Origin of the sequence: Bradyrhizobium sp. LA6.1, from assembly GCF_040547805.1 — a bacterium.
GTDB classification, from domain to species: Bacteria; Pseudomonadota; Alphaproteobacteria; order Rhizobiales; family Xanthobacteraceae; genus Bradyrhizobium; species Bradyrhizobium barranii.
Genome location: NZ_JBEPQK010000022.1, coordinates 121,556 through 135,357 on the forward strand (window position 1 = coordinate 121,556; position 13,802 = coordinate 135,357).

The 13,802-nt window shown below is 59.4% G+C and carries 13 protein-coding genes; 5 read left to right on the forward strand and 8 right to left on the reverse strand.

Going from position 1 to position 13,802, the window contains the following annotated elements; genetic code table 11:
* Positions 1 to 3 precede the first annotated feature (3 nt).
* A complete protein-coding gene (locus ABIB99_RS37665; RefSeq protein WP_354180698.1) occupies positions 4 to 1,590 on the forward strand; it encodes a methyltransferase regulatory domain-containing protein in 1,587 nt (528 codons plus the stop codon).
* Between the two features lie 88 nt (positions 1,591 to 1,678).
* On the opposite strand, the gene ABIB99_RS37670 is transcribed toward ABIB99_RS37665, so the two are convergent.
* Positions 1,679 to 2,308, reverse strand: coding sequence for a hypothetical protein (locus ABIB99_RS37670; protein WP_071917287.1), 630 nt, complete (start codon positions 2,306 to 2,308; stop codon positions 1,679 to 1,681).
* Between the two features lie 201 nt (positions 2,309 to 2,509).
* Between ABIB99_RS37670 and ABIB99_RS37675 the strand changes: the two genes are divergently transcribed.
* Positions 2,510 to 3,388 (forward strand): hypothetical protein, encoded by an 879-nt coding sequence (locus tag ABIB99_RS37675; protein WP_167770483.1) that lies wholly within the window; start codon positions 2,510 to 2,512, stop codon positions 3,386 to 3,388.
* Between the two features lie 625 nt (positions 3,389 to 4,013).
* A complete protein-coding gene (locus tag ABIB99_RS37680; protein WP_354180701.1) occupies positions 4,014 to 4,598 on the forward strand; it encodes a hypothetical protein in 585 nt (194 codons plus the stop codon).
* Positions 4,599 to 4,718: 120 nt separating this feature from the next.
* On the opposite strand, the gene ABIB99_RS37685 is transcribed toward ABIB99_RS37680, so the two are convergent.
* Positions 4,719 to 5,621 carry a hypothetical protein gene (locus ABIB99_RS37685; protein WP_354180703.1) on the reverse strand — a complete coding sequence of 301 codons (903 nt, stop codon included), beginning with the start codon at positions 5,619 to 5,621 and terminating at the stop codon, positions 4,719 to 4,721.
* A gap of 117 nt (positions 5,622 to 5,738) precedes the next feature.
* Positions 5,739 to 6,305: an OmpA family protein gene (locus ABIB99_RS37690; RefSeq protein ID WP_354180705.1), complete on the reverse strand. Its 567-nt coding sequence runs from the start codon at positions 6,303 to 6,305 to the stop codon at positions 5,739 to 5,741.
* 373 nt (positions 6,306 to 6,678) lie between these two features.
* Between ABIB99_RS37690 and ABIB99_RS37695 the strand changes: the two genes are divergently transcribed.
* Positions 6,679 to 7,707, forward strand: a complete 1,029-nt coding sequence (locus tag ABIB99_RS37695; RefSeq protein ID WP_354180707.1) for a hypothetical protein — start codon at positions 6,679 to 6,681, stop codon at positions 7,705 to 7,707.
* A 485-nt stretch (positions 7,708 to 8,192) separates the two neighbouring features.
* Positions 8,193 to 9,110, forward strand: a complete 918-nt coding sequence (locus ABIB99_RS37700) for a lipid A biosynthesis lauroyl acyltransferase (protein WP_354180709.1) — start codon at positions 8,193 to 8,195, stop codon at positions 9,108 to 9,110.
* Here the strand turns inward: ABIB99_RS37700 and ABIB99_RS37705 are convergent.
* The 5 genes from ABIB99_RS37705 to ABIB99_RS37720 all read right to left on the reverse strand — a co-directional run bounded on the left by ABIB99_RS37705 (position 9,090) and on the right by ABIB99_RS37720 (position 13,797).
* Complete coding sequence (locus tag ABIB99_RS37705) at positions 9,090 to 10,706, reverse strand: B12-binding domain-containing radical SAM protein (RefSeq protein WP_354180774.1); 1,617 nt, start codon at positions 10,704 to 10,706, stop codon at positions 9,090 to 9,092. The two genes, ABIB99_RS37700 and ABIB99_RS37705, sit on opposite strands and share 21 nt — an antisense overlap.
* Before the next feature lie 214 nt (positions 10,707 to 10,920).
* Positions 10,921 to 11,367 (reverse strand): Rap1a/Tai family immunity protein, encoded by a 447-nt coding sequence (locus tag ABIB99_RS37710; RefSeq protein ID WP_247303753.1) that lies wholly within the window; start codon positions 11,365 to 11,367, stop codon positions 10,921 to 10,923.
* Positions 11,368 to 12,027: 660 nt separating this feature from the next.
* Positions 12,028 to 12,717: a hypothetical protein gene (locus ABIB99_RS37715; RefSeq protein ID WP_063981798.1), complete on the reverse strand. Its 690-nt coding sequence runs from the start codon at positions 12,715 to 12,717 to the stop codon at positions 12,028 to 12,030.
* Positions 12,718 to 12,805: 88 nt separating this feature from the next.
* Positions 12,806 to 13,003 carry a hypothetical protein gene (locus ABIB99_RS44545; RefSeq protein WP_071911340.1) on the reverse strand — a complete coding sequence of 66 codons (198 nt, stop codon included), beginning with the start codon at positions 13,001 to 13,003 and terminating at the stop codon, positions 12,806 to 12,808.
* Between the two features lie 209 nt (positions 13,004 to 13,212).
* Complete coding sequence (locus ABIB99_RS37720) at positions 13,213 to 13,797, reverse strand: protein-S-isoprenylcysteine O-methyltransferase (protein ID WP_354120275.1); 585 nt, start codon at positions 13,795 to 13,797, stop codon at positions 13,213 to 13,215.
* Positions 13,798 to 13,802 lie beyond the last annotated feature (5 nt).

Genomic DNA, 13,802 nt, shown 5'->3' on the forward strand with positions numbered 1-13,802 from the left:
ACGATGAACATTCAAACCGAGCATCGCCCCCCGAACACCGGTCCCACGCCGTACGACGAGGTCTACTACCCCGGCCACGTCTACGGGCTCACTCATCCGAACCACCTTGCTACCATTGCCGCCGTTTACGGCATGCAGTCAGCGCCGGTGGAGCATTGCCGGGTGCTGGAGCTTGGCTGCGGCGTTGGCGGCAACCTGTTGCCGATGGCCTTTCAATATCCAAGCAGCGAATTCGTCGGTGTCGACCTGAGCGGCGTGACGATCGAGCGCGGCCAGAGAAATATCGCCACATTGGGCCTGAGCAACATCAAGCTCCTCCATTGCGACATCATGAATGTCGACGCAGGCTTCGGGGAGTTCGACTACATCTTAGCGCATGGCGTGTATTCCTGGGTGCCGCCGGCGGTGCGCGAGAAGATGATGATGATCTTCAAGCAGAACCTGGCTCCCCGCGGGGTCTGCTACGTCAGCTACAATGCGCACCCGTTCTCGCATCTTCGCGACATGGTCCGCGACATGATGCGGTATCACACCCGCCGTCTCACCGGCATGAAGGAGAAGGTCGGACAGGCCCGCGCGATCCTGAAATTCCTGAGCGACGGCTCGAAGGCCAACTCGGTGCACGGCGCAGTTATGCGCGACCAGTACAACCGCGTCCTCAAGTCCCCCGACGAGCTTCTGTTTCACGACGATCTCGATGATGGCGCCGAGGCGTTCCTGCTGCATGAGGTCGCCGAGGACGCAAGCCGCCATGGCCTGCAATATCTGGGCGATGCTGATTTCTCACGACGCTATCTTGCCGGCTATTCCGAGGAAGTTCGCGCGACGCTGCAGCGCTTCCCCGAAAGCGAGTTCATGGCGCGCGATCAATATCAGGACTTCATCGACGGCAACGGCTTTCGGCGCACCTTGCTCTGCCACGACAGCATTTCGCTATCCCGCCAGGTCGACCTCGATTTCGTCACCCGGTTCCATTTGCTGAGCACGACCAACCCGGTCGACCCCGACGCCTGCGTGACCGACGATTCCGCGATGGAATTCGAGAACCAGGACGGCAGCAGGGTCACGGTAACCAATCCGCTCTTGAAGGCCGCGCATCTATGTCTGGGCCGGGCCTGGCCGCGAGCATTATCATTCGACGAGCTGCTCGATGGGGCCCGCGCGCTGCTGGGCGACCGGCGGCCGGATGGTGACCAAAAGGTGTTGACGGAGGCGATGTTCATCCTGGCTTGCAGCGGCGAGGTTTCGTTCCTGCTGTCGCGTCCCTTTTTGTTGAAGGAAGCTACCGAGCATCCGCAGGCGAGCCTGCTCGCGCGAAGGCAAGCGCAAACAGGTCCGCTCGTCACCAACCTCCTCCACCAAACGGTGCAGTTGGAGGACGACCGGACCAGGGATTTCCTGCAATTGCTCGACGGAGCGCGGACCATCGACCAGATCACGGCTGAAATGACGGAAAAATTCGGCCCGACCATCCGGATAGACCAGAAGGATAATGCCGGGCAGCCTGCCGAGCCGTTATTGCTGTCGACACGAGAAAGCGTTCAGCGCTCGCTTGCGATGGTCGGCAAGCTGGGCCTGCTGGTCGCGTGACGCGCTCAAGTGTGGCGGCTCCTTTGGCATGAAAGGCAGGAGTTGGAGGCTCCTGCCAATTCCTGAAACGGATGCGGCCCCAGGCACTCTAGCCGTCGTGGGTATATTGCTGGCCGAGGAGCCATCCCGTGAGAATACCACCGGGTCCGCTGGCATAGACCGGATCAAGGCCAACACCTGCACGCAGCATCTTCCATTCATGCTCGCCGACCCAGGGAATCCCGGGATCGCCCTTCTGATACTGGGACAGCAGCGTTCGGGCGACCTCTGCGGCATTGGCGTAGATCGGCCCGTTGGCCCAGCGAGGGCGGGGCAGGCCCGTCATGCGGCAATAGAGCGCCGTGCAGACGTAGGCAGACGCCTCTTCGGCATTGGCATCAAGGCCTGTACGCAACAGATCGTATGCCGCATGCAGGCTCTCGTGGACGATATAGGCCTCGTCCAGCCGCCCCGCCGCCGACACGACCTCCAGCGTGTTCGCCGCAACCGCCGTGCCGTCCGCCCTGGTTCTCGCGACATCGTTGTATTGTGCAGCAACGCCTGCCGCGAGATCCGTCGGAGGTCTGACGGTGACCTGCCCCAACCGGATCGCGCGGGCGACGTGATGGAACGTTTGCGGCGCAATCGTCACATGGCTGCCGCGGATCGGAAACCGGAAGCGCATGCGTGCGACCGCCGGGCCATGGAGTACGTCCAACACCCTGCTTCGCAGTGACATTTGATCGTCCTCGTTGTTCGCACTAGCCCACGGTTGGTGGTCGCCGTTTCCGATCAGCAGGTTCAAACAGTCATTGCATCGGCGCGACAGGAATTCGAATAACCTGGGCCGGGCAGCAGCTTGGTCGAACGAGCCGGCATTGAACCCGAACCCGTCCGGGCGAGACCAATTTGGGGCGAGGATTGCCTCGGAGTGCGCCCCATGACGACGACCGATCCGACGACGACCGACACTTACCGGAAGATCGCGGCACGACTGACCATGCTGCGGCCGCAGATCGATTTGAAGAATTATTTTGCCGGCCCCAACCCGGATGTGCGCCTTTATGACGAGAAGCCCTACATCCGACACCAGCTCGAGAAGTATGGTGTCGCTGCCGCGACGACCACGCTCGACGGGGTCACCTTCCTGCCCAAGGACTGGGAAGAGCTGATCAAGAAGCTGCGCATTGCCAAGACGACGGACGGATTCGACGCCTTCGCCGAAGGGCAAAGCCCGGAGAAAGCGTCGCATTGGGCCCTCGATCTGTCGATGGCGGCAACGATCGGCAAGGGGTTTCGGGAGATCTGGCGCCCAAAGCTGTCGGACAGGCCGCTCTCAACGCGGGATCTCCCGGGCCGCCATGGCTTCGGGCTCGGGCGCGACCGCGGACAATGGAGCGACGCCTACAGCTCGCAATTCGGCAAGGACCCGCAGCCCCAGGACATCACCTCGTTGCATTTCGCCGTAGCACCTGATCGGGTGAACGTGCACATCGACGAAACAGGCTTCGTATTCGAAGGCGTGGACGGCGCCCTTACGGTCGGGCCGAACTTCGTGCATCACGCCGGCAATGAGCTGTTCTGGAAGAGCAACAAGCATATACCGCAATGGGCCGCAGAGCACATCGATCTGATCCTGCCGAACAGCGCGAACGACTTTTCGCGCGTTGGCATTTCGGTCGACATGTACCAGCGCAAAGACTTGCGCGTTACGGTCACCGGCTCCTGCGGGATTTTCGGCGGTTTCGAGTGCTCCGGAACCGTGAGCATCAGCGGCACGCATGACCTGCTCGGCTCGAAGTCAAAAGGCCGGCGCTAAAGCGGATATCGCTCGTTCGACATTGCTTCGTGTCGACGCCTCCAACCTACGAATGAGGCTCTTCGATCTGCGACTGCCCGTTGGTAACCCGAATGAATGGAGCTATCGAACCGCCTCGAGGTAGCGGCGACGAATAAGTATTGGTGGCGAGAACGCGTAGTTCCGCAGGAATCAGCGGGCGAGGTCTTACATTGCCGAACCAGGAAAGGCCGTTGAAGCCCGTCGTCGAAAGCTATGTACCGCCCGCGGGAATCCGGCATGCGGTGACGGCAGGCGAGACCTGGATATCCCTCGCCAAGCGGATCGGCATCGACCCTGGGACCTCATCGAGTTCAATTTTCCGGGCATCAAGCTCGTCAAGCAGCGCGATTTCCAACAAGCCACAAGGCAGGTGAACTGGTACCTGGCCGAGTATGTAGGCTGCCGCGCGATGTCGCCCGATCGCCAGAATTTCGCGTTTTCCTCCGGTACGACCGGCGGGAGAGGTGGATGGCGAGGGGGATTCATCTATCTGCCGCCAGGTACGCCGCCTCCCCCGCCGATCGCGCCCACTCCACCGATTGCGCCCACCCCAGCGGCTCCGACCCCGCCGGCATGTGAAGGAAGCCGACCCGACTTCGCGCGCGTGCTGGACGTGAGCGAACGGGATTTCGCGCGCAACGTTTTTGGCCCGACGCTGCCGCCGTGGGAGACAATTGCGATTACCAATGGCCTGGGAGCAGGCGGAAGACCGTGGACGAACGATGGACCGTTCTTCAGGGGGAGCAATCCCATGGTGCCGAGCATGCGGTATGCCATCAATCTTGGCAGTGTCGCGTTCAGTAACCTGGCATCGCCTAGCCCCACCTTCGGTCTCTTGTGCGACGACTTCGGCCGCATTTGCGACCTCTTCGTGCACGAAATGACCCATGTGTGGCAGGCGTTCAACGATTCAAACTGGACGATGGCGCGCTCCTTCTGGGCGCAGACAATCGGTTCCGGCTACGAGTACACGCCGGGCGATTCCTGGGACTCATACAACGTCGAGCAACAGGCACACATCGTTGAAGATTGGCACAAATACAAAATCAGTTCTCCGATGCTTGCCGAGGAGCGCTATCCGTACATCCGGCTCGTGATCCGCTCTGGACGCCTCACTTTTCCTCGCGGGCTGGATCTTGTGGCATTGAAAAAGGACCTTCAAGATCTGCGCGCAAGGCACCTGGACTAGAACCCGCTGCAAGGGAGTGGTCGGGAGTCTACTTAACTGAAGCACCGACACGCCGAGCATTCGACGCGGTGCGGTCGCGCATTCTTCCTCTCAAAAGTATTTTTCCGACTTGCGTGCTGGTCAGCTTCGCAGCGCAAGCACACGGAGAAAAATTGCGCGGCCGCCATGCGACAGGCGATCGTGAAACAGTTCGGAGAGCCGGTCTCCACGCTTCCGCACCGAAAACCTCTTCCGGAGCTCATGGGCGCGAGACAGCGAGCAATAGAGAAAATCACGACGTAGCCGGCGCAGTCGGCTGCCATACCCTTTAACATCGGCGCTCGCGTAGGCCTCCATCAGGGTGCGCACCAAATAGTCGTCGCTCGGATCAACATAAGTTTCGTGGGAAACGCTCGATGATCGCATCGACACAGGTTCATCGCTCGACAGAAATAAGTTCCTGCGGGTCAGCCCATCCGATACGCCCGTCGCTTCTTTTGTGAAATCTCCATAGTTCACAAAAGGCAGCGCTGCGAGTTGCCGGCGCAGATTTTCGAGCGTCGCCGACGGGATCCGGACGCCGTTGCCCGCGCTGGTGTCGAGCTTATTGGCGCGCACCGTGGCGTAGAGGTCGCCCCAGAATTTGTCCCAGGGGGCGGTGCCGTTGCGGTTAGACGAGGGATTCTTGCGAACGCTATATGTGGTTTGAGTGAGGTAGGCCGCCAGTTCGCCCATGTGGCGCGTAACAGCGCCGTCAGGATCATAGACGTCGATCATGGCGTGGACGCACTCATGCAGGAGCAGCGCCCGATCGCTATCATTTGCGGGCGGCGATTTCTTCTGCGTCAACAGAACATCCGTAACCTGATCGTAGAAGGCGAGATCCTGAGTGCCGCCCTTCACCAATATATTGCCGGCACGAATGTGATCGCGAACTGTCGTCAAGTATTCGCCCTTGATATGGATCTTGTCGACGTAGAACTCGATGCCAAGCGCTACCGAGTCACTGAGTGTGTCCAGGACGTCGCCTTCGGTCAGTGGCATGACCTACCTCCCTTGCGTGGTCGAGCAATAGTGGTCCGGCTAGGCCCCGCAAGCGCTGAAACGCTGTACTGCACTAATAGGAGCCGCCTGCCCCTCCGTTCGCGTTGTGGAAGGTGGCTAGATCGTCACGCCGCCGCCGCCGAAGATTTCGACGACCACAGCGCGATTGGCGGCCCTGTTCATCACGGTCGTGTTGTCCTTCAGATACTCGTAGTGTGAGGCGGGCTTGACGGAGAAGACGCGCGAGCGGGCGCTTGGGCCGAACAGGTGAAAGACGTTCTTGGCCCGGCCCGTGCGCAGGAAGCTGTTGTTCCGTTCGCCGCCGGTGCTGTCGCTGTATCCGACGATCTGGAACTGCAACGACTTGTCGGTCTCGAATCGGATGAGCTGCGCCGCCAACAGCGGATCGCGCTTGGCGATGTTCTTGAGATGCCGCCAGTCGACGCCGAAATCCCAGATGATGAGATATTGGCAGATGCCGGCCGGCGGGACCAGACTGACGTCCACACCGAGATGGCCGACCTCGGTACGGGACGTCGCGACTTCATTGGCCACGTAGGGAAAGACGGCGGCGCTGTGAACCTTGGCAAGCGCAGAGCACTGCGGTTGCGTCGCCATATTCGGCATCTGTTCCACCGGGCCCGGCGGCGTGTATTGCGGCAGTGGCTGCGGCGCGCGTCCCATGGCAATTTCTCCCGTTGCTGGCGTGGCCTGCCCAAAGCTAAGCACTGGAGGGAGCGTCGGCTCCCACCACGGCTATGACTAGTAGTGACGTGAGCGGTCGGGGAAGTTCAAAGGCGAGGTGCGGGCGCCCTCAACAGGGCCATTAGCGGACATTGATTGGCCTTCCGCGCTCTCCGGAAAGCGGGGTAGGCTACGCCTATTGCCGTCCGTGCCAAATTTTTGCGGAGGAACTGGCCATGAAACTTCGCCGCCGAAATTTTCTGCGTCTCGCCGCGGGGGCCGGCCAGATTGTTTTCCCGCCGCCGAAGGAGGCTCTCATTTCCGCGCGCAAAATTTCGCGTTGACGGACCGAACTGAGACAGGAGAACCAGACATGGCCGCCTTTCAAGAGGTTTTCCGCCGCTCCGGCATCGATGAGCGCCGCAGCCCGCCGGGCATGGTGGTGCCGTTCGGCGGCTCCAACATCGTGGCGCTGATCGATCCCGGAAGAAAGCTCAAAGTCGATCCGAACGCCCATGCCCTCGGGATCAAGGAGATCGATGGCGCCGATACCCTTAGACGCGTCATGCAGGCCAGAGAAACCTTCTCCAAACCCGATATCGATCCGCAGCTCAGGGCGGCGTCAATTCCCGCTACCTTCAATGGCGATGCACGGTTTTTCGAAATCAATGGCCGGATTAAGCCGATTGGTTTTCCCGGCCTGGAGGTGGTGGCCCGGTCGGCCGGCCGGAAGATCGAAGCCAAGCTCTATGTCGTGGTGCTACCGGAAATCAAGATCAAGGTGGCGTTCCGCAATGTCATGGTTCCGGGGAGTGGCGGCGCTCCGGCGTTTCACGCCAAGAAGCCCTGCAACGAGCAAGATGAATTGCTGACGATGAACAATATATGGAGGCCGCAGGCCAACATCCACTTCGAGCGGGTGCCAAGCGACTGGCTGGTCATCGACGACTCGCAGGCTGCCATCAAACAGGAGATCGCCAATGCGACTGGCATGAAGGATGCGAGCCTGGCGACCTTTCCCGATGTGATTGACGTCGAAAAACTGAAGGGCATCTTCGTCAAACACAAAGTTCAGGGCGCCCATCTAACCATTTTTTGCGTCGATAAGGTTTGGTCCAATGGCGGCCTCGCCAATGGCTCGTTTCCTCGCGGGCTGGACCTTGCCTTCATCAGCTCGCAACGCGGGCCTAACACGTCTGCCCATGAATCCGGCCATTTTCTCGGCTACTATTCAAAGAGCGCGAGCAAACCTTGGGACAGCCAAGGCCACACGCTGGAGACCGATCCGAAAACCGGAAAAGAAAACAGGGCGGAAGACATCAAGATGCTGATGCGCGGGGGAGGCGCCGGGTGGAAACTTCCGTTCAATCTCGTCAAGGAGTTCCGCGACTTCCCCGGCTAGCATCCGAAGATCAGACAGAAGCTGGAAATCACTCCAGACGTTGAATGTCGCCTTTGCCCCGACGGCCCCGAAACGCTTACTTTGCCACCTGGCAGGCAGAGCGTGTCATCGGTCATCATGACCGCAATACGCTGCGCTTACGCCTCGATCCCAAGGGAGAGTCGACAGACCTTGAGCCGGGCATGAGTGTCTGGCTTGAGAACTAGCGAGGACCCGAGCTCCGAAGTGTCGCTTCGGCTGCTCACGTCTCAATCGGCTTCGGAGCTCATGTCGCGATTGGACTGCACCCTACGCCTCAGTACGCTCATTGTCACGCGCGAAGCACTCGATCGAACCCGCACGATTCATCTTCCGTTGCAGGCGGACTCGAGAGGCGCGCCCTGCGCAACTCGTCGGTGTCTTTGATCGCATCGTGTATCGCTGGTATGATGATGCGCGCTGAAGCCCGTGGAAAGCCGAAAGTGTAAGCCAAGGTTGTCGTTGCAATGCGGACCAGGCCCCAACTTCGCGACGTGACCAAGCCCCTGGGGCAAGCGGCGGTGGGCGCGTTGACGATCGGAATACTGCGTACCGCTCGCCGTTTCGATCCAACCAAGACCGCCAACTTATTCGCTCGGATCACTCGCTCAATCGGGCCCATGATGCGGGAGCAAAAGACCGGTCGAGCCAATCTAACCGCCGCATTTCCGGAAAAATCGCCTGCAGAGATCGAGACCATTCTCGCAGGCGTCTGGGACAATCTCGGTCGAGTCGGCGCCGAATTCGCGCATCTTGATCACATCTGGAACTACGATCCCGCGCGACCCGAGGATAGCAGCATCGAAATCGACAGGCGCTCATATGAATTGTTTACGCAGCTGCGGCTCGACGGCAAACCGGCGCTGATCTTTGCGAGTCATCTCGCTAACTGGGAACTTCCGGCCCTGGCAGCCGTCGCGCACGGGTTGGATACTGCGATCCTGTATCGCCGACCCAACATCGCGTCCGCCGACCGCATCATCCAGGATATGCGCGCCGTGAAAATGGGCACGCTCATTCCCGCGGGTCGTGATGCGCCCCTAAGACTTGCCGAGGCCCTTAAAAGTGGCCAGCACGTTGGAATGCTGGTCGACCAGTATCTGACCAACGGCGTCGAGGTTACTTTCTTCGGCCGCAAGACCAGGGCCAATCCGATGCTTGCCCGACTGCTGCGGCAGATTGAGTGCCCGATTCATGGTGTGCGCGTCATCCGTCTGCCCGTACAGCGCTTTCGTGGCGAACTGTCTGAAGAAGTGAAGCCAGTCCGCGATGCCGCCGGACAAATTGACATTCAGGGAACGATGCAGGCGGTCACATCGGTCATCGAGGGCTGGATCCGCGAATATCCCGATCAGTGGCTGTGGCTACACCGTCGCTGGAGGTAGCACTTGACTGACTGCGGTAGCCCTTAGTGGAGGTACATGGTCCAGCTCGGCAATGCGGCGGTCAATGTCGCCGATCACGCGTTCCGAGAACGGCCCGAGGTGCATGTACAACGCCATCAGCATCACGATGTACCGTAGCGCGCCCGGATTGGTCTCCGCGACTTCGACGAAGGTCTTCCAGAACGGCTCGCGAACCTTCGGCAGGGCCCGCATGATCTTGTGTACGCTGTCGATGCCGCCAAGCCTCTTGCGCACGTCGCCATCCGGCAGGTCGCGGCGTCGGTCGGACCGGTCGAGCATGGCGGCGAGACGCGACAGCCGTCCTGCATATGCTGCCGGACTGTAGACGTGCCCGAGCACGGCCTTGTAATCGGCAAGGATGTCACGAAGCGGACGCTTAGTATCGAAATTGCATCCGAGCGTGCACTGATCGCCCGTCTGCTCGACATTCATGAGGTCATGGCCCTGGTGCAAGCGGCCTTCCGCGGCCAACCGCCGTGTAAGCTGTGTCCCAGGCAGCGCATAAAGCAGTCCAACGATGGAGACTGGAATGCTCGCCTCCTCGATGAGGTCGGCCATCGCCTGTCCTATCGAGGCCTTTTCGCTATCGAACCCGACGATGAAGCCAGCGGTGACGAACATGCCGTAGCCGTAAATCTTGTGAATGCACTCGGCGATGTTGCGCCTGGTGTTTTGCTTCTTCTTCATCTGCACGAGCGTCTCGGGATCCGGGCTCTCGATGCCGACGAAGATCGCGAAGAAGTTCGCATCCTTCATTGCCTGCAACAACTCGCTGTCGTCCGCGATGTTGATCGAGGCTTCGGTTGAGAACTCGAATGGATAGTCGTGGTCTTCCAGCCAGGCTTTGAGCCGCGGCATCAAGGTGCGGAGGTTCTTCTTGTTGCCGATGAAATTGTCGTCGACGAAATCGACATGCCCGCGATAACCGTGATCGTAGAGCGCCTGCAACTCTGCGAGAATCTGATCGTTGGTCTTGGTACGCGGCACGCGACCATACAGCTCGATAATATCGCAGAACTCGCAGGTGAACGGGCAGCCACGCGAATACTGCAAGCCGATGTATAGATAGTGATCGAAGTTGAGCAGATCGTAGCGAGGCATCGGGCTCAGCGTGACATCTATCGTGAATTTCTCGGCGATGAACACGCCCTTGCGTTCGCCGCTTTCCCAGGCGGCGATGAACTGCTCGATGACATGCTCGGCCTCGCCGATCACCTGAAAGTCCGCGTCCGCGTAAAGATGCGGGCTGGAGGAGACGTCCGGCCCACCAACACATACTGGCTTGCCGCGCAGGTGGGCGAGATCGATCAGGTAGATGGCATCCGGCTGCTGGTTGAGCATACCGCCGATCATCACAAGATCGGCCCAATCGAGGTCCGCATCTGTCAACGCCTCGGTATTGCGGTTGACGAGTCGGATGTCCCAATGCTTCGGCAACATAGCGGCGACGGTGATCAGGCCGAGTGGCGCCGTTGGATACTTCGCGCCGACGAGTTCGCAGGCCTCGGCATAGTTCCAAAACGAATTCGGAACGAACTTCGGATAGATCATCAGGACGCGGCAGGGGATTGTCATGCTGTTCCAACCCGGGCGTTGATGGCACAATGCCCCGCTGTTATCGGGGCTCAAGGGTTCGCTTCGCTCGTCGATAAGGCGCTGAGTGCTGGTCGTGGAGGTGTGCACTGCGGTTCAGCTCGCACACCTCGGCAGTAGTGCATTGCGAATCAATCAGGTCGGACGCGAACATCGCGGACCGTAAGGCTAGTATTAGTATCAGCAGATACGCGTTCTAATTGGATTTTTTTGGGGCACGCTTTTTCGGTCCAGTTCCGGCACCGTCCCCACGGCAGGGCCAAGCATCCCTGAATGCTTCGATCGCGACGGTGATCCCCGGTTCATTCACTCGATCCGGATTGTTATCAAGATACTGCAGAAAAACCTTCGCACTTTGCAAAGGGCTGCCTTGCGCGGGGGGGCATGCACGCACGTCAGCGGGCAGATTTGGCGAAAAGAGCATCGCGGTCTCGATCATTCCCTCACATGCGCCTGCGGACCGAGCTTCGTCCTGATTGCGAAGCGAGTTCTTGACAAGCAGCTCGCAAGACTTTTGCGCGTCGGTTCCCTTATCGACAACCGTGGCACTGGCCTTCCCGATGATCGCTAGGATAAGGCCGGCAACAATCATATGGACCCGCATCCGCGTCCCCCGAATACCGGCGCGATAGCTTGCAGGCATTGAGTATGCTGCAAGAGAGCCGCCGCCCGCGCCGTTCCAGGCGGCTCAGACGGCTTAGCTCAAAAAAAGCGTCTGATCCACCGCGCTCGAATAGGAGCGAAGTGAACTCACCTCTTCCATTTCCACAAAGCTAAGAGAGCCCTTGTCGACTTGACAACACGCAGCTTTACGCGCCGTGACCGCCGCAAAGGTCGGCTACACCGCGATCATGATCGCGAATCAACATCGGCGCCGACAAGCGTGCTGATGGTACAGATCTCGATCCGGCGCGGAGAGCATCTATTATCCTGCCGTGTACGCGACGTGCACTGGTCGATTGATGTCGATGCTCGGCCTCGACACAGAACCATTGCCTAAGCCGTGATCTTCGTCTGCGACGACAAGTTCTGCGAACCTTCCTCAACTACGCCAAGGAGGACTTCACCCTCAGAACGGTTTCCAACAAGAGCTTAGCCACGACCAAGCGGAGGTGGAGCTGCCTTGCAGCGCAGCGCCACGGACGTTCCATGATCTCCCGGCCTATTCATCAACCAGGCGAGGCAGCGCACGAAGGTTGGTCGTATCGAACCGCATCCTCAAAGAACAAGCTCGCTTGAATTTCTTGAAGACCTCACACCCATCCAGACGCAAGGAAGAGTGGATGAACTCAATCCGAGGATTTTAGCCTCGACCTGGTTCAAGCTGCACCGTTTTTCGTCCCCCGTTCAGCTCTCTGAGTTTGTTGACGTATTCCTCAGGCTTTAGCAGATGAAACGGAGCGTTGAGGCCCATGAACGTCGCTATGCGGCCGATAAAGGCAGTACAGTTTGTCGTTGCTGCATTCCAGAGCGGCGAAGACTCCTGCTGGCGCTTGATATAAGCAAAGACCTTCTTGGCGTCTGCCTCAGACAAATAGACGCGATAGCTGGCCGTCAGATATTGCTCGTCAAGATCACCGTAGGTCGCACCCGTCTCAGAAGGGACAAACATAATGTGTCCCAGGATATAGGGCACCTCGTCGCCGGCCGGAGCCAGACCAGCGACCTCGACCTGCTTTTCGCCCGTCTTTCCGTACCAGACGAATGCATGACCGTACGTTGCCGCCGTGCGGGCACGAAAATCAACGTAGTAGGGACCCGTGGCGGCAGCTCTTCGAGCTGGCTTTACATCGGATATCGCCGGCGTAGCAGCAGCCATGGTCGCTGCATGCTTCATCGCCGAACTGGGGAGAGCGTCCCGTTGCTGCTGGTCGGTACGCGCCACGAGTGGTTGCGCGCTACTGATCCCGGCCCCCAAGCCTACAAAGGCCGCCAGCATGGCGGCCTTTGCAAGAAGCCCCAGACCCGGATATTTCCGAATCACTCCCGCCATCTTCGAATCCTCTTGGATCCAAGATCCGATGCCACAGGTAATCTGCTACCCCAAACGAACGCCGCTGGCGTACGAATGAATAGTCAGATCAACCCTTGGTCACCAACGGAGCCGGGGCAGCGACCGGGTATTTGCCCACGGGGCTCTTACCCACGGGATATTTGCCGATCGGAGCTTTGCCAACCGGCGCCGCGACGGCAACCGGCTGAGGCCGTGGCAGGTCCGCAGCAGCTGCGGTTCCCACGAAAGCCAAAGAAGCGATTCCAAGGACAACGAATTTCAACATCGGTTCTCACCATTGTTCGGAACGATTGGATTCACCTGACACGCATAGGAATAACCCGACACTCGCCACGGCACCAACGAATAGACCGGGGAGTCCGCGGTTCCGACCGCTTTTTCTGCCGCATGTTGCGGAAATGGCACGCAAATTGAGGCGTCTGGTTCCAAATCAGTCTCGTGGGTACCACAGGTCGAGACGTGCCGGGACCTACCTCAGAGTATCCACGGGAAGACTCGACCGGTCCGCGCCATATAATCGCGATAGCTGTCGCCAAACGTCTGCAACATCATTCGCTCTTCTCTTGCAACGCGGCCAAAGAACAAAATCCCGAAGCCGGCAATGCCTGCAAAACCGGCGATCCAATTCGGCAGCAGCAATGCCTGGGCGATGGCCCACAGCCAAAATGCCGAATACATCGGGTGTCGAACTCTCCGGTAAATCCCTTCCGTCACAAGCTCATGGTTCTCCCGCACGTCGAGACTTATCGACCAATTCCGGCCGAGTGCACGGTGTGTCAGGTGAAACACGCCCCAAGCCGCGATCGCAAAGAAAGACCCCAGCCAAGCCAACCAGGGATAAAAACTGTGATCTGCGAAACGAGGCATTCCTGTCGCTACGTAGGCGAGCGGCACAAGTCCGAGTCCCGAAAGAGATATGAGCAGGAGCGCAGTTTCCAGGGGGCCGCGAGCGCTCCGCACAACCCTCGCACGGCGGGAACGCCGCGCGTACTTATAGCGTATGAGGTACCAGCCGATCACCAACGCAACGAAGATGACTTTTGAAATGGTGGGCGTCATTTGAA

Bases quoted from the DNA above. Each gene is read 5' to 3' on its own strand.
- ABIB99_RS37675 (WP_167770483.1), top strand. From the start codon at position 2,510: ATGACGACGACCGATCCGACGACGACCGACACTTACCGGAAGATCGCG.
- ABIB99_RS37695 (WP_354180707.1), top strand. From the start codon at position 6,679: ATGGCCGCCTTTCAAGAGGTTTTCCGCCGCTCCGGCATCGATGAGCGC.
- ABIB99_RS37690 (WP_354180705.1), bottom strand. From the start codon at position 6,305: ATGGGACGCGCGCCGCAGCCACTGCCGCAATACACGCCGCCGGGCCCG.
- ABIB99_RS37715 (WP_063981798.1), bottom strand. From the start codon at position 12,717: ATGGCGGGAGTGATTCGGAAATATCCGGGTCTGGGGCTTCTTGCAAAG.
- ABIB99_RS37700 (WP_354180709.1), top strand. From the start codon at position 8,193: ATGCGGACCAGGCCCCAACTTCGCGACGTGACCAAGCCCCTGGGGCAA.
- ABIB99_RS37670 (WP_071917287.1), bottom strand. From the start codon at position 2,308: ATGTCACTGCGAAGCAGGGTGTTGGACGTACTCCATGGCCCGGCGGTC.
- ABIB99_RS37685 (WP_354180703.1), bottom strand. From the start codon at position 5,621: ATGCCACTGACCGAAGGCGACGTCCTGGACACACTCAGTGACTCGGTA.
- ABIB99_RS37720 (WP_354120275.1), bottom strand. From the start codon at position 13,797: ATGACGCCCACCATTTCAAAAGTCATCTTCGTTGCGTTGGTGATCGGC.
- ABIB99_RS37665 (WP_354180698.1), top strand. From the start codon at position 4: ATGAACATTCAAACCGAGCATCGCCCCCCGAACACCGGTCCCACGCCG.
- ABIB99_RS37705 (WP_354180774.1), bottom strand. From the start codon at position 10,706: ATGACAATCCCCTGCCGCGTCCTGATGATCTATCCGAAGTTCGTTCCG.
- ABIB99_RS44545 (WP_071911340.1), bottom strand. From the start codon at position 13,003: ATGTTGAAATTCGTTGTCCTTGGAATCGCTTCTTTGGCTTTCGTGGGA.
- ABIB99_RS37710 (WP_247303753.1), bottom strand. From the start codon at position 11,367: ATGCCTGCAAGCTATCGCGCCGGTATTCGGGGGACGCGGATGCGGGTC.